Origin of the sequence: Trinickia sp. (genome assembly GCF_051961175.1) — a bacterium.
In the GTDB taxonomy this organism is placed as follows: domain Bacteria; phylum Pseudomonadota; class Gammaproteobacteria; order Burkholderiales; family Burkholderiaceae; genus Trinickia.
Window position 1 is genome coordinate 1 of the sequence record NZ_JBQCDN010000147.1, and the last position, 24237, is coordinate 24237.

Below are 24237 nucleotides of genomic sequence, written 5' to 3' on the forward strand. Positions count from 1 at the left end.
GCGGCGACGGCAAGCGCCGATCGGCAGCGTTGAACGGTCCGTGCATGCGAAAAGGTACACTGGCTTTTTGCCGGTTTTGCTTTTTGCCGATTTTGTATCGATAATTCAAGCCGACACCGCTTGACGACATCTTGCGCTGCCTTCAGGGCACGCGCTTGCGGGCGGCTGCAACCTATCGGCCGCGAGTCGAGTATGATTCGGCTCGGGTCAACGGGGGCATTTAGCGACCTCCGCATCAACCATAACCGGAATCATCGATGGAACAGCTTGAAGGCGAAGCTCGCGAACGGTTGATTCGCTGGCTGCGACGCCGCATGGAAGAGTACGGCATTACCGTGGAAGCCGTCGCCGAATCGATAACCGCCGATAAGGCGGCGGAGCGGCCGATTCTTTATCGCGACGCAATGGGCAACACGTGGGACGGATTCGGGGATCCTCCCGATTGGCTGCGCCGAGCTGTAGCGGCGGGCCAGCATATGGATTTCTACCGCTGCGAAAGCTGACGCCCGGCGCGAGCGCCGAGCGTCATTGCTCTTGCGAGGTGGGTGCGGCTGCCTGATCAACTGCGTGATCAGCCGGCCAATGATTTTCATACACACACTCGCCGATCGGCATCCGCTTGGCCCATTGCTCGAGTTCGAGCATCGGCTTCGGATAAAACCCTTCGACATGTCCGAGGCATAGGATCGCCACGGGCTTCGCACCTGGCGGCATTCGCATCAGCGTACGCACTTCGTCGACATCGAATAGCGACACCCATCCCATACCGAGCCCTTCGGCGCGCGCCGCCAGCCACATGTTCTGAATGGCGCATGCAACGGAAGCGAGATCCATCTCCGGCATCGTGCGTCGTCCGAACACGTGTCGCTCCCGGCCGTCCATCAACGCCATGACGAGCAGCTCGCCGCATTCGAGCATGCCTTCCACTTTCAGGCGCATGAATTCGTCATGGCGCGCTTGCAGCGCATCGGCCGTGCGCACGCGTTCGCGTTCGACAGCGGCGTGCAGCGCCGCGCGCAGCGCCGGATCCGTGATGCGAGCGATACGCCACGGTTGCATGAAGCCCACGCTCGGCGCGTGATGGGCCGCATCGATCAAGCGAGCCAGCACATCGGAATCAACCGGACCGCGCACGAAGTGCCGCATGTCGCGGCGTTCGTAAATCGCGCGATAGACGGCCGCACGTTGGTCATCGTCAAATTGCATCGCCATGGAATGAAGGCGTCATGAAAGCCGCGGGGGTAGCAATACGCGAAGTGTAAAGCGCCTGACCCTTGGGCGCACGGATAGCGACGCGATTCGCATGAAAGGGCGGCCAAAGGTCGCGCAGTGAAACGATTCGCTGCATGGAAAGGGCGCGTGTTGTGCTGGCGCCCTACCGGTCCGCCCGTTTCGCAACTGCCGGCGTCCCAGGCGGCGGTTTCGGGAATGCCCGTTGCGACGTCTTATGAGGAATATCGCAACCGACAACCGAACGGAGGCACAGCCATGTCGCACGCGAAGCCCAGCAACTCGGCGCCGAGTAACCCGCGCCAACAGCAGCAGAGTAAGCCCGTGGGGCAACAGCAGCAAAACCAGCAGAAGCTGCCGCGCCAGCAAGGCGGGCAACGGCAGCCATAATCGGGAGGAGGTGAGCGCGGGAGGTGCACTTTCCTCATCAGGTGTGCGTCCCGGCGTCCGATGTGACGAAGGTTGATCAGGAGTACGAAGCGCGGGCGGATAAAGCGTCGCATCCGGCGTGCGGAGCACACGTGGCGTGCGACGCTATCATCGCCAGGCGTCGATCCTGGCGGGCCGCTACTTGTGCAGGCTCTCGCGCAGCGATGCCACATCGTTTCCGCTAATGGGCTGCGCAACGTTGCCCCACGCTCCTCGAATGTAAGTTAGCGCGTCCGCCAGCTGCGCATTCGATAGGGTTCCTGCAAAGGCGGGCATCCGCTGCCGTGGCGGCCCGCTCAACGTGGCGGGGCTGTTGCCGCCTTCCACGATGAGACGAATCAGGGACGTCGTGTCTTTTGCCAAAACGGAAGGGTTCCCCGCAAGTGCGGGGATTGCCTTCGGCACGCCCTGGCCATCGTCGCCGTGGCATTTCGTGCAAAACGATTGGTAGACGACATATCCAAGCGATTGAGCGTCCGCTACGCGATTACCGTTCGTGCTTGCCCGCGCGGGCTGGGCAACAGGGGCGAAGGTGCCCGATGGCTGACGCGGTGCGAGGCTCTTCAGGTAATGGGCAATCGCGAGTAAGTCCGTGTCGGTGTAGTACTGCGTGCTGTCCTCGATTTGCTCGACCATGCTGCCGTACGCAACGGTGCCGCGCGCGTGACCGGTTTTGAGGAAATGCGCGATATCGGTTTCGGTCAGGCGGCCGAGACCGGAACCCGAATCGCCGGTCAGATTCGGCGCGAACCAATGGTCGTTCACTCCGCCGGTGAGAAAACGCGGTGCCGATTCGTCATACCCGCGCTCTTGGTATCCCCATCCGCGAGGCGTATGACAGGCACCGCAGTGCCCGAGCGACTGGACAAGATAGGCGCCGCGCGTCCATTGCGGATCGTCGGGGGCATATGACTTGAATCCATCGTGCGGCATGAACACGAACTGCCAACCATAGAGCGTCCAGCGTTGATTGAATGGGAAGGCAACGTCGGCCGGCTCATTCGGCTTCGCAACGGGTGGAATGCGGTGCATCAGAAAAGCGTAGAGCGCGCGTAGGTCGTCGTCCGACATCTTCGAAAACTCGGGGTAGGGCATCGCGGGATACAGCGCCTTGCCGCCCGGCGCGACGCCGTGCCGTACGGCGCGATCGAAGTCCTGGTAGCTGTAGCGGCCGATGCCGAAGCGCGGATCGGGCGTGATGTTGCTCGTTTTGATCGTTCCGAACGGCGAGCCCATTCCGAGCCCACCCGCGAACGGCGCTCCGCCTTCCGGCGCGGTGTGGCACCCTGCGCAGTCGGCGGCTTTGGCCACGTACTCGCCGCGAGCCAGCAACGCCGCGTCGGCGGGGGCTGCCTCCTGTGCGACCGGCTGCGCGGTGTGTCGTGTATTGCCCATGGCAATCGCAAGGATGGCGGGCAAAGTCAGCATGAACAAATCGGTTGCCATGCGCGGCGGCTTTTTCATGGCGTTCGTTTCCCCGGGGCAAGACGATCGGCGCCGAGTGCATGCCAGCGATACGGCCGCCTCGACGTTGCTTGTTGACTGAGCCAGCGCGATGCGACCGCCAGCGCGCCCATGAGGTAGGCCACCGCACCAGGGATCCACATGATGAGGCCGCCCAGTTGCTGGTCGCGAAGCGGATCCACCCCCAGTGCGCTCGTTGGCTCGATATAGGACGGGTACCAGATGCCCGGTGCGAGTGCGATCAGCGCGCCCAGCGCTCCGGTGTGGACCATCGTCGTGAACAGCGAGAACATCGCCGGACCGCTGCCGCGCCGCGTCGCGCCTTCGCCGACGATCCCGCGCCAAAGCAGCAGCGCCGTCACTAAAAAGCTGGCGTGCTGCATCGTATGGATGAGCGGATGGGCGACGGCGGCCTCGAACAGGCGGGGGACATGCCACGCCCATAGCGCGATCGCGTGAAGCGTCCAGGCCCAGAGCGGCGAGACGAGCCGCCGCCAGCACGCTGTCCAGGCTCGGGCGCGCACGAGCCGTCCCAGGGCGACGCGCGTCGTACGGGGAAACGCCCACATCATGATGCCCAACGGACGCCCCAGCACGATCAGCGGCGCGCAAATCAGCATCATCGCTTCATGCTCGACCATATGCGCCGAGAACAGCGCACCGCTCAAGGCCGCAAGCGGCGAGACCAGCACGAGCGCGAGCGCGGCCCATCCGGCGACAAACGCTGCGGCGTGCTTACGCCGAGTGACGCATCCAGTGGAACTTCGTCGATGCAGGCGGACGAAGCCGATGCCGTACAGCCCCATGACGACGGCAAGCAGCGTCACGACCCACATTGGAAACGCCCAGCCGAAGGCCGGGATGCCCTTGGCGCCCGCGATCCACTCATGGGCTTGCGCGTACGCCGGTGCACACAGCAAGGCCGCACAGGCCGCCCGCGAGGGTGTTTCCGTCCGCCGATGGGGCACGGCTAGCGGCAGGGCGACAGTAGCCATTGCGGAAACCACATCGTCAGCTGGATCAACGTGCAAAGCGCACCCACCCCCATGGCTGCAAAAACGAGACAGGCTGGACGCGCGGCGCGAGCGTCGTAGCTCGCGCGAAACGGTGCCGCCGTTGCCCGCCATTGATAGAAGGCGGCTATCGTTGCGATCGCCGAAAATACGAAACCGACCGCGCTCACGGCGCAGAGCGGGGCGAACGTTCCCCAGCGGCAGGCGAATTGCACCAACGCATAATCGGCGCTTTGCGCCGCGAGCACGACCGTCGGCGCCCCGAGCAAACCGAGCCAGGTTTTCATTGCAGCGATGCCTCCTCGCCCGGTGGATTCAAGGATGAACCCGTGGCGCAAGATAGATGACCGCATAGATCGGCAGCCAGCTCAATACGACGAAATACCAATAGAGTGCGTTTTCGCTCACATCGACGAAACGCTTGCCTTGGAACGGGCCGATGTAAAGCAAGCCAGCCAGTACCGCCGTATCGATTGTGTCTGTCACCAGGTGGGTGGTATGCAGCCCCAGCAGGAACCACACGATGGACCCGTAAGCATTCGCATACCACGTCACGTTCAACGCCGCGAATTCGAACCCGCGGACGACAAGGAACGCAATCGCGAAGAGCAGACAGACGACGAGCCAGACGCGCGAGGAGCGGCGGTTCTGCCGCTCTGCAGCGCGTTTGACGAACTGGTTCGGCACCATGCTCGCCAGGAGGACCGCCGTGTTCAACGTGCCCCAGCGCCAGTCGGGGGCGGGGGCATTCAGTGGCCACGCGGCGTTGATGTCGCGCAGGTAGAAATACATGACGATCGCGATGGCGAATGCGGTGCCCTCGATCAGCATCAGGCCGGCCGTCGCCCACCACATCAGGCTGCGGAAGCTGAACGCGAACGAGGGCAAGCCTCGGACGTCGAGCGTATCGGCGGCTGCGGTTGTCGTGACGCCGGTTGGCGGCGATCGTGCCGCGGCCGGCCCGTTCGTATTGCCCGGGCCGTTGGTATCCGCCGGCGCGCCGGCTTTCATGGAGCACGCTCCAGGGCGAGCGCCTGCGCGTTTTCGCGATGCGTCGGCCAGAACCAGGCTGTGAGCGTCACGACGACCGGTATCGAGCCCCAGACGATGGCCCACGGCGTGAAGACGGAGCCGATGAACAGGAGGGTGGTGGCGATCGCGCTGACGAACGGCCAGATCGACGGTGCCGGGAACAGCGAGCGCAGATCGGGTTCCGCGTCGAGGACCGTCGTGACGAGCACTTCGCGCGCATCGGCTGCAAGCCCCGAGACAAAGGCAGGCTTGCCAGCGGGTTCCCAGAGCGGGTCGCGTCCGTAGACGACGGGCAACGCATCGAAGTTGTGCGGGGGCGGTGGGCTCGATGTACTCCATTCGAGCGTGCCCCCGCCCCAGGGATTGTCGTTGGCGGGCTCGCCGCGCCAGTGCGCGCGCACGACATTGACGAGGAACAACACGATGCTCAGCGCGATCATGGCGGAGCCGAGGCTCGACAGCATATTCATACCCGACCAGCCCATGCCGCTCGGATAGGTCCAGAGACGGCGCGGCATGCCATGCAGGCCAAGCAGATGCATCGGAAAAAACGTGACGTTAAAGCCGATGAAGAAGAGCCAGAACTGCCAGCGGCCCAGCCGTTCGTCAAGCATTCGCCCCGTGATCTTCGGGAACCAGTAGTAGAACGCGCCGAACAACGGAAAGACGGCGCCGCCGAGCAGCACGTAATGCAGATGGGCAACGACGAAATACGTATCGTGCAGTTGCAGATCGAGCGGGACGGCACCGAGCATGATGCCCGTCATGCCGCCCAGCACGAGAATGAAAAAGAACGCGAGCACGAACAATAACGGCGTCTTCAGAACGAGCCGGCCCGTGACGAGCGTGGCGATCCAACAATAGATCTGTATTCCGGACGGCACGGCGATCATGACGCTTGCCGCCGTGAAAAAGCTCTTGCCGAGCGCGGGGATGCTCGTGGCGAACATGTGATGGACCCAGAGGCCGAACGCGAGGAATGCCGTCGCGATCAGGGCGAGGACGATGGCCGTATACCCGAATACAGGGCGGCGTGTGAAAGCCGGCAGGATCGACGAGATGAACCCGAGGGCGGGGATGAAGATCAGGTACACCTCGGGGTGACCGAAGAACCAGAACAGGTGCTGCCAGAGGAGCACGTCGCCGCCAAGCGACGGATCGAAGAAATGGGTGCCGACGAGCCGGTCCAGAATCAGCGATGTGCTGACCAGCATGATCGAAGGCATCGCGAAAATGACCATGAATTGCGTGACGAGCGTGGCCCACGCAAAGAGCGGCATGCGATTGAGCGACATGCCCGGTGCCCGCATTTTCAGAATCGTTGTGATGAGGATCACCGCTTCGAGCAGCCCGGACAATTCGGTGAACGTGATCATCTGCGCCCAAATGTCGGGGCCTTTGCCGAGTCCGTAGTTCGGCCCGGCGAGCGGCACGTAGCTGAACCATCCTGCCTGCGGTGCGGTGCCGAGCAGCGCGAAGACATAAAGCGTCACCCCGCCGAACAGAAACATCCAGTACGCATAGGCGTTCATCCGCGGAAACGCGATGCTGCGCGCGCCGATCATGAGCGGAATCAGATAGCCGGCGACGGCCTGCATGACGGGCACCGCGAACAGGAACATCATCGTCGTGCCATGCAGCGTGAACAGCGCATCGTAGGTATCGGGCCCGACTACGCGGTTGCCGGGGCGCGAAAGCTGGAGACGCATGACGAGCGCCAGCACGCCGGCGAGCAGGAAGAAGGCGAATGTCGTCGCAATGAACCGCCGTGCGATCGTTTTGTGGTTGATGGCCGCCAGCCAGCCCAGCCAGCCGGGTGGATCGGCCCACGTCTGCGCGAGCAGATGGCGTACGCTTTCCGGCGCGTCGGGACCGTCGGCGAGCCGCGTGTCGAGGGGCGGGTGAGGAGCGATGTCGGAGCGGGTCATTTGAGCGTGGTCAGCCAGGCAACGAGCGCTTGAAGATCGGGCGTGGTCAGGGGGACTGCCGGCATCGTCGTGCCGGGCTTGACGGCACCTGGATCGCGGATCCATCGCGTCAGGTCGGCAGCGTCATTGGGCAGTACGCCAGCCGCGATCGTTTGTCGGCTCATCAGGTGCGTGAGGTCGGGTGCGAGCAGCCCGGTCGCGCTCGTTCCGCGAACCATGTGGCAGTTCGCGCACGTCGAACGTTCGAACACCTGCATTCCCCTTACGGCCAGGTCGTCCGACGGCTGCGGCGCGTTCGCGGCCTGCGCGGCTGCCCATGCCGCATAGCGATCGGGCGGATCGGCCACGACCCTCAATGCCATGAGCGCGTGTTCGGCCCCGCAATACTCGGCGCAGGGACCGTCATAGACCCCAGGGCGGTCGGCTCGGAATTCGATCGTCGATGTGATGCCGGGCAGCAAGTCCTTCTTCCCGTGCAGGCTGGGGACCCAGAAGCTGTGGATGACGTCGCCGGCTTTCAGGGAGATGACGATGGGCCGTCCCACCGGCACATGCAGTTCGTTGGCGGTGATAAAGAAGCCGTGCGACGGCCCGGCGGCGTAGCGCGCCTGCCACCACCATTGCCATCCGGTCAGATCGATCCGCACCGCATTGGCGTCGGGCAGCTTCGATAACGCGCGATCGGTGACCACATCGGCGACGATGAGTGCGACCAGCAGCACCACCGACAGCATGCTCGCCCATACGACGGCGCGCTGCGTTCGGTGTTCCGGTTGGACGTAGACGTCCAGCGCGGGCGGCGCGGCGGCATCGGTACTGCGACGCTTCCAAAGCGCGAACAAGACGCCGGCGAGCACCGCTGCGAACACGCATCCGCAAACGACGAGCGTCAGATCCCATAGACGGACGATGTGCTCCGCTTGCACGCCGGCGGGCGCGAGCGCGCTATGTTCGAGCGGTGCCGCAGCGCATGCGATCGGCGTGACGACTGATGCAAGCGGCACGGCCCTTGCGAGCGCATCGCAGCCGCGCACACCGATGAGGCGCATACCGATGACGCGCGCAAGCGGTCGGCTGAAGCGGGCGGGCAAGGCACGCGGGTTTTTCATGCGCGTCGTCGTTCATTCTGGCGGACGCGTTGCGAAGAGCAGGTTCCATTCCCGATGAGGGGCGGTGACCGATGCGGCGGGAAGCAGCCGAAAGCGCAAAACACTGCCAAACTGACGTGTATCAGACGCGAGTTCGCACCCGCCTCACGGGCCGCCCGAGCGCAGGTCCATCGCGGCCGCCGAGCGTTCGGCGCCGAGCGTTTCTCCGTCTCCTAGCGAGGTGCTGGCCATGAACGACACGCCCGTATCCGAGCGCGAACGCAGCTGGAGCGCACGTACAACGTTGCAGGTTCGGGAAGCGCTTGCGGGGCGGCGGCGCGGCGCGCATGTGCTGCTGCCGCTGGCCGGCCCGGCGGTGGTGGTTTCGGTGGCCTATATGGATCCCGGCAACCTTGCGACGAACCTGCAAGCGGGCGCCGGCTACGGCTACGGGCTGCTCTGGGCCGTGCTGTTCGCCAATGTGGCGGCGATGCTGTTCCAGGCCATTTCGGCGCGGCTCGGCCTCGCGACGGGCGTGAGCCTGGCCAAACAGTGCGCGCGCAGCCTGCCGCGTCTGGTGGTGTTGGCGATGTGGATCGTGAGCGAGGTGGCTGCGATGGCGACCGATCTCGCGGAGTTTTTGGGCGGTGCGATCGGGTTCTCGCTGCTTGCCCACCTGCCGCTCTTGATCGGCATGACGATCACTGCCGTCTTCACGTACGCGCTGCTGGCCCTGCAACGACGCGGCTTCCGTCCGATCGAGCTGGCGATCGGTGCGCTCGTCGGGTTGATCGCCGTCGCCTACATCGCGCAACTCGGCTTCGTGGCGGTGCCTTGGCGGCCGGTGCTGCGCGGCATGCTCGTTCCGGCGGTGCCCGATCGTGAAGCGCTCATCGTATGCGCTGGAATCGTCGGGGCGACCATCATGCCGCATGCGCTCTTTTTGCATTCGGGGCTGACGGGCGAGCGCATCAAGCCGAGTACCGAGCAAGAGCGCGCGAAACTCGTCCGCTATTCCAACGTCGAGGTGATCGTGGCGCTGACGGTCGCGGGGCTCGTCAACATGGCCATGGTCATCATGGCGAGCGGCGCCTTTCATGACGGTCATCGTCAGGTGACCGAAATCGGCTCGGCTTACCGCACCCTGACGCCGTTGTTCGGCTCGATGGCGGCGGGGCTTTTCTTGACGTCGCTGATGGCGTCGGGCCTCTCGAGTTCGGTGGTTGGCACGATGGCGGGGCAAATGATCATGCAGGATTTTCTCGGCGTATCGCTGCCCCTGTGGCTGCTGCGCCTCGTGACGATGGCGCCCAGTTTCATCGTTGTCGCGCTGGGCGTTGGGGTGACGCGTGCGTTGGTGCTGAGCCAGGTGGTGCTGAGCTTTGCCGTCCCGGTGCCGATGCTCGCGTTGATCGGTTTCGCGAGCCGCCGCAGCGTCATGGGCGAGCACCGCCTCGGACGCGCGATGTTGGTATTGGCTGTGACGACGTTCGTCGTCGTAGTCGCGATGAATGCGATGTTGCTCGCGCAGACCTGGCCGTTTGCCTGAGGTGAGTGTTTTCGGGACCTCATTCGCGGTGAGGGCGATGCCTTCATGACGCTTCACGTTAACCGCGGTTTCGAGCAGGAATGTTCACCAATTGGGCAACGTCCACGCGTCATCGACGTGATGGCACACCGCGGGTGATTTCCGGTGATGTATCGAGCAATCCGATGCGTCACCTTAATGAGCCGGAACGCACGAAAGGTGAGGGTTTTCGGGAGCGATCTGTTCCAACATTTGGGCAACGCGGGCGGGGATCCTCGTAAAACCGGGATTCATGCGATCATCAACGGTTCCGACGCGGCTTCGCCCGTCATCCCCATTGCGACTACCGCCGGACAGCGAGCCGGCTCAATTGGAGAATCTGACAATGCAGATCACGGGAGATATGCTGATCGGCGGCAGCTCGGTACGCGGTACAGCCGGGACGCTGCGCGCGTTCGACCCGGCCCGCAACACGGAGATCGAACCGGTCTTCGGCGCGGGCGATGCGGGCGACGTGGATCGCGCCTGCCGACTGGCACAAGCGGCGTTCGATCCGTTCCGCCAAGCACCGCTCGCGACGCGCGCGCGTTTGCTGGAGGCGATCGGCGAGCGCATTCTCGCGCTCGGCGACGCGCTCATCGAGCGTGCGCACGCGGAATCGGCGCTGCCCAAAGCACGGCTCGAAGGCGAGCGCGCACGAACGGTCGGCCAATTGAAGCTGTTCGCCCAGCTCGTGCGCGACGGCCGCTGGCTCGGCGCAACGCTCGATTCGGCGATGCCCGAGCGCAAGCCGCTCCCGCGCTCCGATCTGCGCTTGCAGAAGATTCCCGTCGGCCCGGTGGGCGTGTTCGGTGCCAGCAACTTCCCCCTTGCGTTCTCGGTAGCGGGCGGCGATACGGCATCGGCGTTGGCGGCCGGCTGCCCCGTCGTCGTCAAGGCGCACCCGGCGCATTTGGGCACATCCGAACTCGTGGGCCGCGCGATTCAAGAGGCTGTCGCCGAGTGCGGCCTGCCGGCTGGCGTGTTCGCGCTCGTGATCGGGGCGGGCAATGCGGTCGGAGAAGCGCTCGTCGCGCATCCGGCCATCAAGGCCGTGGGCTTCACGGGTTCGCGCGGCGGCGGCATTGCGCTGATGAATATCGCGGCACGCCGGCGCGAGCCGATCCCCGTCTACGCCGAAATGAGCAGTATCAACCCGGTCTTCGTCCTGCCCGGTGCGTTGGCTGCCCGCGGCGAGGCGATCGCGAACGGCTTCGTCGATTCATTGACGCTCGGCGTGGGCCAGTTCTGTACGAATCCGGGGCTCGTGGTCGTGCTTGACGGCCCGCATTCCCAAGCGTTCGTCGATGCAGCCTCGAAGGCCCTCGAGAAGAAGGGCGCGCAAACGATGCTGACCGCCGGTATCGCCAGCGCTTACCGCGACGGCGTGAGCAAGCGTGCGGCCGTTCTAGGGGTGACGCGCGTCGCCCAGGGCGCGAGCACCGAGGCGCACCATGCGGCATTGCCCGAGCTGTTCGCGACGACGCAATCGCGCTTCCTTGCCGAGGCACCGCTCGAAGACGAAATCTTCGGCCCGAGCTCGCTCGTCGTCACCTGTGCGAACGTCGAGGAAATGATCGAATTGGCCGAGCACGTGGAAGGGCAACTGACAGCAACGCTGCAAATGGAACGCGACGATATCGAACTCGCGCGCCAGCTGTTGCCGACCCTCGAGCGCAAGGCCGGCCGCATTTTGGCGAACGGCTTTTCGACGGGCGTGGAAGTCTCGCACGCCATGGTGCACGGCGGGCCGTTCCCGGCGACGTCGGATCCGCGTTCGACGTCGGTGGGTTCGCTCGCGATCGAGCGTTTCCTGCGGCCCGTCTGCTATCAGGACTTGCCGGCGGAATTGCTGCCCGAGGCCGTGCAGGACGGCAACCCGCTGGAACTCTGGCGTTTGCGCGACGGCACGTTCGAGCGCCGTTGATCGTCCTCAGCCCCCCACTCGATAGGTGCGGCCCGTTTGCGCGCCTTCCACGCTGCGGCAGTAGGCCAGCGCGGCGCGCTGCGCGCTGACGGCCTCGAACCCGCGAAAGTACGGGCCGTACGCTTCCAGCGATTCTTCGAGCACGGTGGGGCTGACAAGATTGATCCGAAGGCCGCGCGGCAATTCGATTGCCGCGCCGCGCACGAACCCTTCGAGCGCGAAATTCACCGTGGTCGCGTTGATGCCTTCGCGGATCGGCTCCTCGGCCAGGATGCCACTTGTCAACGTGAACGAGCCGCCGTCGTTCAGATGATGCTGTGCGGCCAGCACGACGTTCACTTGTCCCATGAGCTTGTCCCGCAGGCCGATCCAGAACTGGTCTGCCGTCATTTCCTGAAACGGCCCGAAATGGACCTTGCCGATCGTCGTTACGACGGCGTCGACGCGGCCGATCTCATGAAATAGACGCTCGACGCTCGGCAGGTTCGTGGCATCGACGTGATAATCACCGCGCGTCGCGCCGACTTCGATCACTTCGTGGCGCTGCTTCAATTGCGCGCAGACGGCTTGGCCGAGCGTGCCGCTGGCGCCGATGACAACGATTTTCATCCCTGCTCCTCAGTCAACGAAAAGGGCGCGGCAGCAATCGCCGCGTCGATGCATTATGGACGCGTATCGCGCCGGATGCGCGGCGCAGCACCCGGTGCACCGCGTGGGCGCACGATCGTTCATGCCCATGTTCGGTGCTCGGAAGCGAAAAGCCCATGCGGAGTCGATGCAAGAGGCGTTCCGGCGTCGGCGGGGCTTGGCCGCGCAGCCCTTCGTCTTCCATCGGGAAAAAAACGGCGATTTTTTCGATAGAACCGATGTTTGCTACAGAGTATGATTCGAATCCGGCGAACCGGCGCCCGTGGTCAAAAACGCAGTCAGGCGCTCGCATTCGCGGTTGCGCGACGCATCGCACGGCGTCGCAGCAAGCGTATTCAGGGAGGCAGGTGACTCATGCATCACCCCGACGCCGCATTCACGCATCGCGGATACTTGCTCAATTGCGCGCCCGCGCGGGCAGGAGACGGCAGCTTTCAGCCGTACGTCGTGATCTCGCGCTCGAGCGACGGCGAGCTCGTCGCGAATCGATTTTTCCCAAACGATCTGCGCTTCGACAACGAAGCCGCAGCCATCGCGCACGCCCGCGACTGGGCGGTGCGTTGGATCGACGCAAGTAGCTTGACGGTATAGCGCGTTCGAATCCCTGCCGGTCGTTCTACACGCTGCCGCTCGAACAAAATCGCAGGAAAAGCGGTAATCTCTTCGCATATCCGACTTCACCAGCCGCAATCCCTACTGGTTTCACCATCATGTCGAATTCGCTTTCCCGCCATTGGGGCCTCGATCAAATCGTGGCCGAGCTGCGCGCCTCGCGCGAAGAGCTGCATCGAACCCGCCATCCGCGCGGGATTCGAGCGCTGCCTTCGCGTGACGCGATCGTCGGAATCGTCGAGGGCCTGCGCGCCGTCATGTTTCCGACGCACTACGGCGCGGCCGACCTGACCGACGAAAGCGTCGACTACTACGTCGGACAGACGCTGGAAAATACGCTGCGGCTCTTGTGCGAACAAGTGCGCCGCGCCTTGCGTTTTTTGCCGGAGCATGCCGATACGCCGGCGCCCGAACTCGAGGTGCGCGCGTTCGAGATTACGCGTGCGCTGGGTGCTCAGCTGCCGAGCATCCGGGCGACGCTCGTGAGCGACATTCAAGCGGCGCATGCCGGCGATCCAGCCGCACAGCACATCACCGAGATTCTGCTGTGCTACCCCGGCGTGCTCGCCGTCATGCATCACCGGCTCGCGCATGCGCTCCACAGCCTGGGCGTGCCGTTGCTGGCGCGATTCATCAACGAGATCGCCCATTCGGCCACCGGGATCGATATTCACCCCGGTGCGCAGATCGGGCGCAGCTTCTTCATCGATCATGGCACCGGCGTCGTCATTGGCGAGACGGCCATCATCGGCGAGCGGGTGCGGCTTTATCAGGCCGTGACGCTCGGGGCGAAGAGCTTCCCGGCCGATGCCGACGGTGCGCTCGTGAAAGGGCACGCCCGGCACCCGATCGTCGAGGACGACGTCGTCATCTACGCCGGGGCGACGATTCTGGGCCGCGTCACGATTGGGCGCGGCGCCGTCATTGGCGGTAACGTCTGGCTTACGCACAGTGTCGCGCCCGGCTCGAGCGTGTCGCAAGGCAACGTCCGCGAAGGCGCACGCGGCGAAGAAGCCGAGCCGCGGGGGCGCACACGCCGATGAACCGCGGACACGTCGTCATGCATCGTTGCGCCATCGCGGGCGTGCAGGCGACGGCGGCCGATACGGCGCGATCGTTCGCCCGCCATTCGCACGACACATTCGGCGTCGGCGTGCTGCTGCGCGGCGCGCAGCATTCGGCAAGCGGACGCGGCCCGGTGCAGGCGCGCGCGGGTGACGTCATTACCGTGAACCCCGGCGAAGTCCACGACGGCAGCCCGTTCGACGAACGCGGCCGCGCATGGCGGATGCTCTATATCGAACCGGCGCTCGTCTACGACGTCGCTGGCGAACTTGGCGCAGCCCTACCGGCTTCGGTCGAACTCGAACAGCCCGTCCTGCGTGACCAGGCGTTCGTCGCGCGGTTCGAGCGAGCGTTCGCTGCGCTCACCCGTGAGCCCGCCGCAGCCGAGACGTTGGCGTGCGACGAAGCGCTATACGCGGTGATGGCCGCGTTCTTGCGCAGCCATGCCACTGTGCGGCTGCGTGCACCGACGAAGGCATCGACCGACGGCGTGAGTGTGTCCATCCGGCGAGCAAAGGCGCGCATCGACGACGATCCGTGCGCAACCATCACGTTGACGGGCCTTGCGGCCGAAGCAGGCCTGAGCCGCTTCCAACTGCTGCGCGGGTTCGCGCGCGAAACGGGGCTGCCGCCTCATGCCTATGTGATTCAGCGGCGCATTTCGCTCGCGCGGCGCCAGATCGAAGCCGGCACTCCGCTCGCCGATGCGGCTGCGGGAGCCGGTTTTGCCGATCAAAGCCACATGACGCGTGCATTCGTGCGTGCCTTTGGCGTGACGCCCGCGCAATACGCCTGCGCCGTTCGTTAGCCGCGCCAGTCTGCCTCACCGCCTCAGCCTCTCACTCATTCCCTGCAATTTCGTTCAAGACCGCTTGAGCCCGCGTGCCTAATCTGAGCCACATTCTTTTCCGGTGGGAGCGAGACGATGGGTTCACGTTTGACGGGCTATTTCTTTTGCGCGCTGGCGATGATCGGTGTGGGCAGCACCGTCGTGGCGAGCAAACTGATCGCACATGGACTGCCGCCTTTCGCGGCGACGGCTCTGCGCTTCGCCATTGCCTTTCCGCTGTTCGTGCTGGCGATGAAGGCAACCGGCGAGTCATGGCCACGTGTGAGCCGGCGCGAGGCATGGCTGCTCGTCTTGCAGTCGGGCTCGGGTAGCGTGGGTTATACGGTGCTGCTGCTGAGCGGCATGCGGTTGACGTTGGCTACCGATGCCGGGGTGATCGCGGGGACGCTGCCGGCCGTAGCCGCCCTCGTGGCGATCCTCGTGCTGCGCGAGCGCCCCAGCGTGCTCACCCTCGGCGCCGTTGCCCTGGCGACGATCGGCGTGCTTATGTGTACGGTACATGCGGGCGATGCGTCGGGACGGGGCGCGGCGGGGGTATCGGCATCGACGCTGCTCGGCAACGTCTTTATTCTGCTGGCCGTCGTCTGCGAGGCGCTGTTCATTTTGCTCAACAAGCGCTTGCGCACGCCTGTTTCGCCCTTGCAGATGTCGACGCTGATGTCCGGCATCGGTCTTGCGCTGTCGCTGGTCCCTGCACTGATCGAACGACCGTGGGCGCTCCGTTACGACGGCATCGCCGTCGCGGGTGTCGTGTACTACGCGCTCGTGCCTACCGTCGGGGGATTTCTGCTTTGGTTCGCGGGGGCGGCACGCATCGACGGGGCGCAGGCCAGCGCGTTGACCGCATTCGTTCCGATTTCGGCTGCCCTGCTTGCGGCAGCGGTACTGCACGAAGCCATCGAGCCGGCCCAGGGGTGGGCGATTGCATGCGTGCTCAGCGCCGTCCTGCTGATTGCTTGCGACGGTGCGCGACGGCGCACGCGAGTCGCGCCGCTGCCATCGTCATCGCGCGTGCAACTCGATTAGGACTCCCAAGCGAAACGGCGCGTGGCTTCGGCAGCCGAATGAGAAAGGCAGCGCCGCCCGACCGGGGCCGCCGCCCGCTGCTCAGGCGTTCGGGATGCCACCCGCGCCGGGGTTGCCGACAATGGATAGAAATTCGCGGCGCGTAGACGGATCGTCGCGGAACGAGCCGAGCATGCGCGAGGTGACCATCTGCACGCCGGGCTTGTGCACGCCGCGCGTCGTGATGCATTGATGGGCCGCCTCAAGAATCACGCCGACACCCTTGGGCTGCAAAATGTCGTTGAGCGTATCGGCGATCTGCACCGTCATCTTCTCCTGGATCTGGAGCCGCTTCGCAAATGCATCGACAAGCCGCGCCAGCTTGGAGATACCGACGACGCGATGGTTCGGCAGATAGGCGACGTGTGCCCGGCCGATGATCGGCACCATGTGATGCTCGCAGTAACTTTCGAAGCGAATATCCTTGAGCACGACCATCTCGTCGTAGCCGTCTACCTCCGAAAAGGTTCGGGCCAGAATTTCCCGCGGATCGTGCGCATAGCCTTCGAAAAATTCTTCGTAGGCGCGCACGACGCGAGCCGGCGTATCGAGCAAACCCTCGCGTGCGGGATCGTCGCCCGCCCAGCGCAGCAGCACCCGCACCGCGTCTTCCGCCTCGGCGCGGCTCGGCCGCACCGGCCCCGACGCCGATGCCGCCACGCGCTGGCCGCCCGGGGCCGCCTTCTGCGCTTTCTTCGCTCGGGATCCTTCCTTCATCGCTTGCTCCTCGTGCGCCTGGCTTGCGCGACTCTACGAAATGGGGGTCATTGTTTCACGATTTCCGTTCCCGCGCGCAGCCCACTGCGCGTTGCGCGCTGCCGTAGCACAATAGCCGGCATCCATCGTCACATTGACCACTACGATCGTTGAGGAATGGCCGCCATGTCTTTCGCGAACATCAACGGAATGCGTTTGCACTACCGAATCGACGCCGCCGAGCGCAGCGAGGCGCCTTGGCTCGTGCTGGCGAACGCGCTCGGCGCGGACGTGACGATGTGGGCACCGCAGATCGCGGCGTTTTCATCGCGGTTTCGTGTACTGCGGTTCGATACGCGCGGCCTCGGCTGTTCCGATGCCCCGGCTGGTCCGTACACGGTCGATCAGTGGACCCACGACGTCCTTGGCTTGTTCGATGCGCTCTCGATCGAGCGCGCGCATTTTTGCGGACTATCGATGGGCGGGCTCATCGGCATCGCACTGGGCGTGCGACACGCCGAGCGGATCGATCGCCTCGTACTGGCGCATACGGCGGCCAAAATCGGCACTTCCGAAGTCTGGCAGGCCCGAGCGCAGCAAGCTCGCCTGCAAGGGGCGTGTGCGCTGGCCGATGCCACGCTGCAGCGCTGGTTCAGCCCGGCCTTCGCGGCGCGCGAGCCGATCGTGCATGCGGCCATTCGCGACGCATTCGTGCATGCGGACAGCGAAGGATACGCAAGCAATTGCGAGGCCATCGGCGCGGCGGATTTGCGGGCGGAACTCGGCGCGATCCGTGCGCCGACGCTTGTGATGACCGGGCGCGCCGATCCGTCCGTTCCGCCGGACGACAGCCGCGCACTCGCCGCTGCGGTGAGCGGCGCCCGGTTCGTCGAACTCGATGCGCAGCATTTGTCGAACATCGAACGAGCCGAGGAATTTACGCAAACAGTGCTCGATTTTCTGACGGGCGCGACCGCGGCATAAAGCCCCCTGCCCGCTGTTCGTGCTGCGCTGCGGCTACTCTTCGGCGTCGTGCTCGGCGACGAACCGTAGCAAGTACGCGCGCAGGGCGGCATCGAGCGCGCGATGATCGGCGACGCTCTTCGATCCGGCTTCGTCTTCCTCGCCGAAGAGGCTAGGGGGTGCGTCGCAGACGCCCACTTCCAGACCTTCGCGCAGCAGGCGAATTTCGTGCGTGTCTTCCAGATATTCGGCGACCCAATGAATTCCTTCGATATGGGCGCCTGTACGAACCGGTGCGGTCATCGAGAGCCTCCTCGCGGGCAAAGTGAACACGGCGGCGATCGGCGGAGGCGGCGCTCGCGCGGCCGCCTTCCATCGGGTGCCAAGTCCCTGCTTTGCAAAAAGAGTACGCCACTCGCGCAGCAAGCGCACGCGGTATTGCGCCGCGCGTTCGATCAGTGGCTGATCGACTCCAGCGCGCGGCCCTTTGTCGACGGCCCGAGCAGGATCATGCAGATGCCGACGACCATGGCCGCGCCGATAAAGACAGCTACGCCAGGCACGCCGTAGGTATGCAGCAAGACCCCGATCGCGAGCCCTGCGAAGGCGACGGCGAGCCGGCTCCACGAATAAACGAAGCCGACGGCGCGCGCGCGGATGCGCGTGGGGAACAGCTCGGCTTGATAGCCGTGATAGGCGTACGACATGACGTTCGACGCCAGCGTGAAGAGCACGCCGAGCAGGATCAGCAGCGCGGGCGATGACGCCTGCGAGAACAAGGCGATCACGATGCCCATGACCAACAGGCCGCCGCAGATCTGCGCTTTACGTTCGATGCGATCGGCGAACAGCGTGCCGAGCAGTGGGCCGAACGGGTTCGCGATGGCGATGATGAATGCGTATTGCAGGCTCGTCGTGACATGAACGCCGCGGCTGATGAGCAGCGTCGGAACCCATGCGGCGAAGCCGTAAAAGCCGATCGCTTGCGCGATGTTGAAGATCGAGAGCAGGACCGTGCGCTTCCGATAGAGCGGGCCGAAGATTTCGCCGAACGAGCCGCGCCCCTCGACTTCATCGCCGATCGGCCGCGGCGGCGGCAGCTTAATGCCCTTTTCGGCTTCGACGCGCCGCTCGATGTCGGCGACGATGCGCTCGGCCTCGTCCACGCGTCCTTGACGCGCGAGCCAGCGCGGGCTTTCCGGAACGTTGCGGCGGATAATCCAGACGAACGCGGCGCCCAGCGTGCCGATCAGAATGACCACACGCCAATATTCGAGCCCGAACGGATGCGTACCCTTGAGGATGAACGCGAGAAACGCGACGATCGGCACGACGCAGAACGTAATGAATTGATTGACCGCATAGGCACGGCCGCGTTCGCCGCTCGGGATCAACTCGGAAATGTACGAGTCGATCGTCACAAGCTCCACCCCAATGCCGATGCCGGCCACGATCCGCCACAAGTTGATCGCGAGGCCCGAATGCTGGAACGCCATGATCGCCGTGCAGACGACGTACCAGATCCGCGACCAGGTAAAGATGAAACGGCGCCCGAAGCGGTCGGCGACGAAACCGAAGACGAGTGTACCGAGCCACAGCCCGGCGAATGTCGAGAAGACGAACGTGCCGAACCCTGCCACGGCAATCGGCGTCAGCGCTGCGAAGAAACCGAGCGAGTCCGGTTTGAACAGTCCCGATTGCACCATGCCCGGCGCGACATAGCCGGTGAAGAACAGGTCGTAGAACTCGAACACGCCGCCGAGCGAGATCAGCATCACCATGGTCCAGACGGTGCGTGACGGCGGCAGTCGGTCGAACCGTGCTGCGATTGCTAAGGATTGTCGATCGGTCATCTTCGCCTCTTTCCGTTCTTTTTGCGTTTGGCTGTGGATTGCTTGCGCATGCCGCCTTGCGACTGATTTGCGGCTGGGCGCAGGGAAAACCCCATATCAATGTGGCATGTCGTCAATTACTTAACAATGGGTGCGAACACGGACGCTGGTGTCGAGCGAGGCGCCACGGGTGCGAGATCGTGACGGGATTCGGGGCGCAATCGGCAATCCGGCAGCGCCCGGCCGCACGCCGCCGCGAACGTTAAAAAAGCCGAAGACCGATGTCGAAATCGCGAGCGCTCGCTCGTCGTTAGGACGGAGCCTCTCGACACGCCAATACGCGAGCCATAGTGCGGACGCGCGACAGCCGTCATACCGCGGACGCCGAGGCCCATTCATCGACAACCTCATGACAATGGAGCGCCCAGCATGACCTCATCCATTAAACCCATTCCCGAAGGGATGCATACCGTCACGCCTCACCTTATTTGCCGGAACGCGTCCGATGCGATCGCGTTCTATGAAAAGGCATTTGGCGCGGTGGAACTGTTTCGGATGCTCGGACCCAACGGCAAGATCGCGCATGCGCAGATCAAGATCGGTGATTCGGTGCTGATGATGACCGATGAAAATGCCGAGTGCGGCATGGCCGGACCGCAGACCCTGAACGGCACGCCGGTCAGCCTGTACCTGTATTTCGAGAACGCCGACAAGGCATTCGATCGTGCCGTCTCCGCCGGTGCGACCGTCAAGATGCCGCTGGCCGACATGTTTTGGGGCGATCGCTGGGGCGCCGTCGACGATCCGTTTGGGCATCATTGGCACATCGCCACGCACGTGAGCGAACCGAGCGTTGAGGAAATGCAGCGGGCGATGGCCGAGATGCCGCGCAGCTGACGGCTGGGCGGCCCGGGTGGCTTGGGCCGCCCATACGGCTTGGCCTGCCGGTACGCTACTGAAGCGTATCCGGCGCGTCGCTGCACACATGCCGCAGGCAGGTGCGCAGCCAGCGATGTGCGCAATCGCCGTCGAGGCGGGGATGCCAGATCTGCGATACGGTGACGTCGGGCGTGGTCACGGGCAAGCGGAAGGTGTACATGCCTTCGCGCGCGGCGTCGGTTTGGCGCTCGGGCACATTCGCCACCAGATCGGTCGTTCGCGCCAAGGCGAGCGCATCGGGAAAGCTGGGCACGATCACGCTGACGATGCGCTTGGCGCCGCACGCGCGCAGCGCATCGTCGATCGGCCCGAACGCAAGGCCGCGCCGCGATACGCTGACGTGCCGAAACGCGGTGTAGCGTTCCGCCGTCACGTCCTCGCCGGCAAGGGGATGGCCGAGCCTGACGACGCCCACGAACTTGTCGCGGAACAAGGCTTGGATGCGCAGCTCCGGCGCCATGTTATTGACCACGCCTACTTCGAGATCGGCGATGCCGTCGCGCAGCATCGCGCCGCCCTTGTCGGGTTTTGCCGCGAAACGCAGCCGGACGAGCGGCGCCTGTTCCTCGACGAGCGCGGCGATGCGGGCCCCGTAGCGCTCGATGAACCCATCGTTCGCGCGAATGGTGAACGTGCGTTTGAGCGAGGCCAAGTCGAGCCGGATCGACGGACGCAAGACGTTTTGCGCATCGGCGACGACCGCGCTGACTTTGCCGCGCAATTCCTGCGCAAGCGGCGTGGGCACGAGGGTATGGCCGGCGCGCACGAGTAGTTGGTCGCCGGTCACGACGCGCAGCCGCGCCAGCGCCCGGCTCATCGCCGACGGGCTCAACTCCAGGCGCTGGGCTGCGCGGACGACACTTTGCTCGGTCAGCAGCACATCGAGCACGACTAGCATGTTCAAATCGATTGAAGTCATGGTGGCCACCGGCTCGTACGTCGTTCATGGCGTTGCAATCATGAATATAGTGCGCCCTACGCATCTTCCGCAGTGCGGAAACAGCGATTATGCTGAACGCGATATAAAAAAAAGCGGCACGGGGTGTTCACGCCTTTTCCCGCATCGTGCGGCCCAACGAGGTGCGGCTCCAAAACCGCATATGTTCAATTCCGGCTAGCCTGCCGCTGCAGGCAGATCCCGGAGCAGCTCAAGCCTCGTGCGAACCGCTGATCCTGTATTTCTCTTTGCCCCTCATCGCGTGCGTGGGGAATTTTTTCTTGTAAATCCCGGTTTTCATTCGGACGCGGCGTGAATTGCTTTTTTCGATGCCGTGGGCTGCGCGTAGTGCAAGTGGTTTTGCATATTTGCGTTCTTTTGCGGAGCAGAAAATGGAGCAACTGATGAAGCACGAGATGTCCGTGCCGCCTTTGCCGTTGCGCGGCGATGCAAGAGGGGTGTCGCCGTTGAGCGAGCGTGAATGCGAAGTGTTGCGCTGGGCCGCGGCCGGCAAAACGTCGTGCGAGATCGGCATGATTCTCGGCGTGACGGAACGCACGATCAACTTCCATGTGGCTAGCGCTATCTCGAAACTGAACGCATCGAACAAGACCCACGCCGCCGTTAAGGCGTTGATGCTCGGTATCATCGCTTTTAGCTGATAGCGCTCTCGCGCAGCGGGCGAGAGGGCCGTTCCGGTTGACTCTCGTCTCGCTTCCCTCTATGTCCCGAAGTCCTGATTGAATCTGACTTTGAAACCGTTTCACCCGCGGCTCGGATACGTATGGAACCGGTATCGACCGCTGCGTTCGTCGTTGGACATGACGGATGCCAAATACCTGAGTCAGAACGCGCTTTGGCGTATGAACTGAGAGAAGTGCCAGCGTTGCCAGTTCGACGGACTCGACCGACCCGGAATGGATTGCGGATATGTGGGCGGATGCGAGGCGCGATGCGAGCAAAGAGACGGGCATCGGTTACGCGTTCTTCCCCGAATCTTGCCCGTGGTCGATAGAGCAGGCGCTGGATGAGGGGTTTCTGCCGGAGTAAATCGGAGGTTCGGATCGCCTCACTCTGCAAGCCAGCCTTCGGGCTGGCTTTTTTACGGCCGCTGCGTGATGCGGCGAGCCGGCTTTCCCTAGCATTGATGTGCACTCGGCCGATACAATCCAGATCGGCCGTCGTCCGTGCTCGTATCATCGCTCAAGCGTTTCCCTGGTTTCGCCTTGTTGCCTCCCTCAAACTACCTTGAGGCCGCCATGAAGAAACTGATCAACGATCCGTCCGCTGTGGTCCGTCAGATGTTGGAAGGGATAGCACGGCAAGCTCCCCATGTCGCTATTCTCGGCGATGAAAACGTCCTGGTTCGACAAGGGCTCCCCGAGCCATCGAAGCGCGCTGTTGCCCTCATCTCGGGCGGTGGAAGCGGCCATGAGCCCGCACACGGCGGATACGTCGGCAACGGCATGCTAAGTGCCGCCGTATGCGGCGAGGTGTTCACGTCTCCGTCCACCGATGCAGTACTCGCGGCGATTCACGCGACAGCCGGAAACAACGGCGCGTTGCTGATCGTAAAGAACTATACGGGCGACCGTTTGAACTTCGGCCTGGCCGCAGAGTTGGCGCGATCGGAGGGGATCCCCGTTGAAATCGTGACGATAGCGGACGATGTCTCCCTGCGCGGCCGAGTCGAACGTCATCAGCGTCGCGGTATAGCGGGAACGGTATTGATCCATAAGATCGCCGGCGCGGCCGCGGCGAAGGGGCATTCGTTGGCGCAGGTGGCCGCCGTTGCACGTAAAGCAGCCGCCAATCTCGGAACGATGGGTGTTGCGCTCGACGGATGTACGTTGCCGGGCGCGGCGCAGGCGGGCTTTCACTTAGCGGACAACGAGATTGAACTCGGTCTCGGCATTCATGGCGAGAAAGGCGTCGAGCGTACCGCCCCGATGTCGGCCGATGAACTGACGGAAACGTTGCTCGCCAACATCGTCGATGACTTGGCATTGAAGGGCGGCGAACGGGTCGCGTTGTTGGTGAATGGGCTGGGTGCGACGCCGGAGATGGAGTTAGCCGTGGTTCTGCGCGCGGCGTTCGCGAGCTTGAACGCCAGGAACGTCCGCGTCGAACGAGCTTGGGCGGGCACCTTTCTATCGGCACTCGATATGCCGGGTTGCTCGATTTCCGTGTTGCGTCTGGATGATGAAATGCTGGCGCTTCTGGACGCGGAAACCGAAGCGCGGGCATGGCCCGGTGGCGGGACGGTCAATCAGCGCATTCGCATCGAGCCCACTATCGCAACCCATGTTCCGGCGGCTTCCGAGACGCGCGTCTCGGCGACGGGCGAACGCAGCAATCACGGATGGCCGGAGAGGTTTCAGCCTGCGCTGGAGGCAGTCGCCCGTGCGTTGCGCGATCACGAAGCCGTCCTGACGGATCTCGATACGAAAGCCGGCGACGGCGATCTTGGCGCAAGCATGCGGCGCGCCGCGGAAGCCATGCTTGCTATTCCCCGCAGCGCGCTTGCCGCACCCGATCAGGCGCTTACTGCGCTCGGCATGGCGTTGCGTCGGGCCATCGCCGGCAGCTCCGGGCCGTTTTACGCGACGGCTTTGGTGAGGGCTGCCCGCATTCTTGCCGATCACCCGAACCCCACGCCTCAACATTGGGCCGCGGCCATGGCGGGCGCTGCCGACGCGGTCGGAGAATTGGGCGGCGCGCAGCCGGGGGATCGCACCATGCTCGATGCGTGGATGCCTGCCGTCGACGCTTTTAAGGGCGGTCTTGAAGCGGGCCTCGATGCGAGTGAAGCTTGGGCGGGGGCTGTGATTGCCGCTGAGGCGGGCGCGCAAGAGACGGCGCAGATGACGCCGCGCGCGGGACGCGCCAGCTATTTGGGCACGCGTGCAATCGGCTCGCCCGACGGCGGTGCCGTTGCCGTCGCATGCTGGC

At 64.2% G+C, this 24237-nt stretch carries 24 protein-coding genes; 12 read left to right on the forward strand and 12 right to left on the reverse strand.

Annotation, left to right across the window (positions count from 1 at the left end):
• Positions 1-257: 257 nt before the first annotated feature.
• Positions 258-503, forward strand: a complete 246-nt coding sequence (locus ACTHL0_RS08455; RefSeq protein ID WP_440566281.1) for a hypothetical protein — start codon at positions 258-260, stop codon at positions 501-503.
• A gap of 22 nt (positions 504-525) precedes the next feature.
• Here ACTHL0_RS08455 and bluB read toward each other — a convergent pair whose 3' ends face one another.
• The 7 genes from bluB to coxB all read right to left on the reverse strand — a co-directional run bounded on the left by bluB (position 526) and on the right by coxB (position 8145).
• On the reverse strand, positions 526-1212 hold the full coding sequence (gene bluB / locus ACTHL0_RS08460) for a 5,6-dimethylbenzimidazole synthase (RefSeq protein WP_440566282.1): 687 nt from the start codon (positions 1210-1212) through the stop codon (positions 526-528).
• Between the two features lie 585 nt (positions 1213-1797).
• Positions 1798-3054 (reverse strand): c-type cytochrome, encoded by a 1257-nt coding sequence (locus tag ACTHL0_RS08465; RefSeq protein ID WP_440566301.1) that lies wholly within the window; start codon positions 3052-3054, stop codon positions 1798-1800.
• Between the two features lie 65 nt (positions 3055-3119).
• Positions 3120-4118, reverse strand: coding sequence for a cytochrome c oxidase assembly protein (locus tag ACTHL0_RS08470; protein ID WP_440566283.1), 999 nt, complete (start codon positions 4116-4118; stop codon positions 3120-3122).
• Positions 4094-4423: a hypothetical protein gene (locus ACTHL0_RS08475; protein ID WP_440566284.1), complete on the reverse strand. Its 330-nt coding sequence runs from the start codon at positions 4421-4423 to the stop codon at positions 4094-4096. Before ACTHL0_RS08475 ends, ACTHL0_RS08470 begins: the two co-directional genes overlap by 25 nt.
• 28 nt (positions 4424-4451) lie before the next feature.
• A complete protein-coding gene (locus tag ACTHL0_RS08480) occupies positions 4452-5147 on the reverse strand; it encodes a cytochrome c oxidase subunit 3 (RefSeq protein ID WP_440566285.1) in 696 nt (231 codons plus the stop codon).
• The gene (ctaD, locus tag ACTHL0_RS08485; RefSeq protein WP_440566286.1) at positions 5144-7096 is read right to left on the reverse strand and encodes a cytochrome c oxidase subunit I; all 1953 of its coding nucleotides are present in this window, start codon (positions 7094-7096) and stop codon (positions 5144-5146) included. The genes ACTHL0_RS08480 and ctaD overlap by 4 nt, the downstream gene beginning before the upstream one ends.
• A complete protein-coding gene (coxB, locus tag ACTHL0_RS08490) occupies positions 7093-8145 on the reverse strand; it encodes a cytochrome c oxidase subunit II (RefSeq protein ID WP_440566302.1) in 1053 nt (350 codons plus the stop codon). The genes ctaD and coxB overlap by 4 nt, the downstream gene beginning before the upstream one ends.
• A gap of 289 nt (positions 8146-8434) precedes the next feature.
• On the opposite strand from coxB, the gene ACTHL0_RS08495 reads away from it, so the two are divergent.
• Both ACTHL0_RS08495 and ACTHL0_RS08500 read left to right on the forward strand, forming a co-directional pair.
• Positions 8435-9733 carry an Nramp family divalent metal transporter gene (locus ACTHL0_RS08495; RefSeq protein ID WP_440566287.1) on the forward strand — a complete coding sequence of 433 codons (1299 nt, stop codon included), beginning with the start codon at positions 8435-8437 and terminating at the stop codon, positions 9731-9733.
• A 364-nt stretch (positions 9734-10097) separates the two neighbouring features.
• Positions 10098-11678, forward strand: a complete 1581-nt coding sequence (locus tag ACTHL0_RS08500) for an aldehyde dehydrogenase (NADP(+)) (RefSeq protein ID WP_440566288.1) — start codon at positions 10098-10100, stop codon at positions 11676-11678.
• A 6-nt stretch (positions 11679-11684) separates the two neighbouring features.
• Here the strand turns inward: ACTHL0_RS08500 and ACTHL0_RS08505 are convergent, their stop codons facing one another.
• Positions 11685-12287: a short chain dehydrogenase gene (locus tag ACTHL0_RS08505; protein WP_440566289.1), complete on the reverse strand. Its 603-nt coding sequence runs from the start codon at positions 12285-12287 to the stop codon at positions 11685-11687.
• A 393-nt stretch (positions 12288-12680) separates the two neighbouring features.
• On the opposite strand from ACTHL0_RS08505, the gene ACTHL0_RS08510 reads away from it, so the two are divergent.
• The 4 genes from ACTHL0_RS08510 to ACTHL0_RS08525 all read left to right on the forward strand — a co-directional run bounded on the left by ACTHL0_RS08510 (position 12681) and on the right by ACTHL0_RS08525 (position 15879).
• On the forward strand, positions 12681-12917 hold the full coding sequence (locus tag ACTHL0_RS08510) for a hypothetical protein (protein ID WP_440566290.1): 237 nt from the start codon (positions 12681-12683) through the stop codon (positions 12915-12917).
• A 119-nt stretch (positions 12918-13036) separates the two neighbouring features.
• Positions 13037-13981, forward strand: coding sequence for a serine O-acetyltransferase EpsC (gene epsC, locus ACTHL0_RS08515; protein ID WP_440566291.1), 945 nt, complete (start codon positions 13037-13039; stop codon positions 13979-13981).
• Positions 13978-14811: an AraC family transcriptional regulator gene (locus tag ACTHL0_RS08520; protein ID WP_440566292.1), complete on the forward strand. Its 834-nt coding sequence runs from the start codon at positions 13978-13980 to the stop codon at positions 14809-14811. The genes epsC and ACTHL0_RS08520 overlap by 4 nt, the downstream gene beginning before the upstream one ends.
• Positions 14812-14928: 117 nt before the next feature.
• Positions 14929-15879 (forward strand): DMT family transporter, encoded by a 951-nt coding sequence (locus tag ACTHL0_RS08525; protein WP_440566293.1) that lies wholly within the window; start codon positions 14929-14931, stop codon positions 15877-15879.
• 81 nt (positions 15880-15960) lie between these two features.
• Here ACTHL0_RS08525 and folE read toward each other — a convergent pair whose 3' ends face one another.
• Positions 15961-16635, reverse strand: a complete 675-nt coding sequence (gene folE, locus ACTHL0_RS08530) for a GTP cyclohydrolase I FolE (protein WP_440566294.1) — start codon at positions 16633-16635, stop codon at positions 15961-15963.
• A gap of 165 nt (positions 16636-16800) precedes the next feature.
• Here folE and pcaD point away from each other — a divergent pair, with 165 nt between their 5' ends.
• Positions 16801-17598 carry a 3-oxoadipate enol-lactonase gene (gene pcaD / locus ACTHL0_RS08535; RefSeq protein ID WP_440566295.1) on the forward strand — a complete coding sequence of 266 codons (798 nt, stop codon included), beginning with the start codon at positions 16801-16803 and terminating at the stop codon, positions 17596-17598.
• A gap of 33 nt (positions 17599-17631) precedes the next feature.
• Here the strand turns inward: pcaD and ACTHL0_RS08540 are convergent, their stop codons facing one another.
• The gene (locus tag ACTHL0_RS08540; protein ID WP_440566296.1) at positions 17632-17880 is read right to left on the reverse strand and encodes a hypothetical protein; all 249 of its coding nucleotides are present in this window, start codon (positions 17878-17880) and stop codon (positions 17632-17634) included.
• A 152-nt stretch (positions 17881-18032) separates the two neighbouring features.
• The gene (locus ACTHL0_RS08545; protein WP_440566303.1) at positions 18033-19469 is read right to left on the reverse strand and encodes an MFS transporter; all 1437 of its coding nucleotides are present in this window, start codon (positions 19467-19469) and stop codon (positions 18033-18035) included.
• Between the two features lie 369 nt (positions 19470-19838).
• On the opposite strand from ACTHL0_RS08545, the gene ACTHL0_RS08550 reads away from it, so the two are divergent.
• Positions 19839-20306 carry a VOC family protein gene (locus ACTHL0_RS08550; protein ID WP_440566297.1) on the forward strand — a complete coding sequence of 156 codons (468 nt, stop codon included), beginning with the start codon at positions 19839-19841 and terminating at the stop codon, positions 20304-20306.
• 55 nt (positions 20307-20361) lie between these two features.
• On the opposite strand, the gene ACTHL0_RS08555 is transcribed toward ACTHL0_RS08550, so the two are convergent.
• A complete protein-coding gene (locus tag ACTHL0_RS08555; protein WP_440566298.1) occupies positions 20362-21267 on the reverse strand; it encodes a LysR family transcriptional regulator in 906 nt (301 codons plus the stop codon).
• Positions 21268-21677: 410 nt separating this feature from the next.
• Here ACTHL0_RS08555 and ACTHL0_RS08560 point away from each other — a divergent pair, with 410 nt between their 5' ends.
• The 3 genes from ACTHL0_RS08560 to ACTHL0_RS08570 form a co-directional block, all read left to right on the forward strand.
• Positions 21678-21947 (forward strand): helix-turn-helix domain-containing protein, encoded by a 270-nt coding sequence (locus ACTHL0_RS08560; RefSeq protein WP_440566299.1) that lies wholly within the window; start codon positions 21678-21680, stop codon positions 21945-21947.
• Between the two features lie 259 nt (positions 21948-22206).
• A complete protein-coding gene (locus ACTHL0_RS08565) occupies positions 22207-22335 on the forward strand; it encodes a DUF29 family protein (protein ID WP_440566304.1) in 129 nt (42 codons plus the stop codon).
• Between the two features lie 209 nt (positions 22336-22544).
• Positions 22545-24237, forward strand: a 1693-nt coding sequence (locus tag ACTHL0_RS08570; protein WP_440566300.1) for a dihydroxyacetone kinase family protein, incomplete at its 3' end; no start/stop codon positions are given.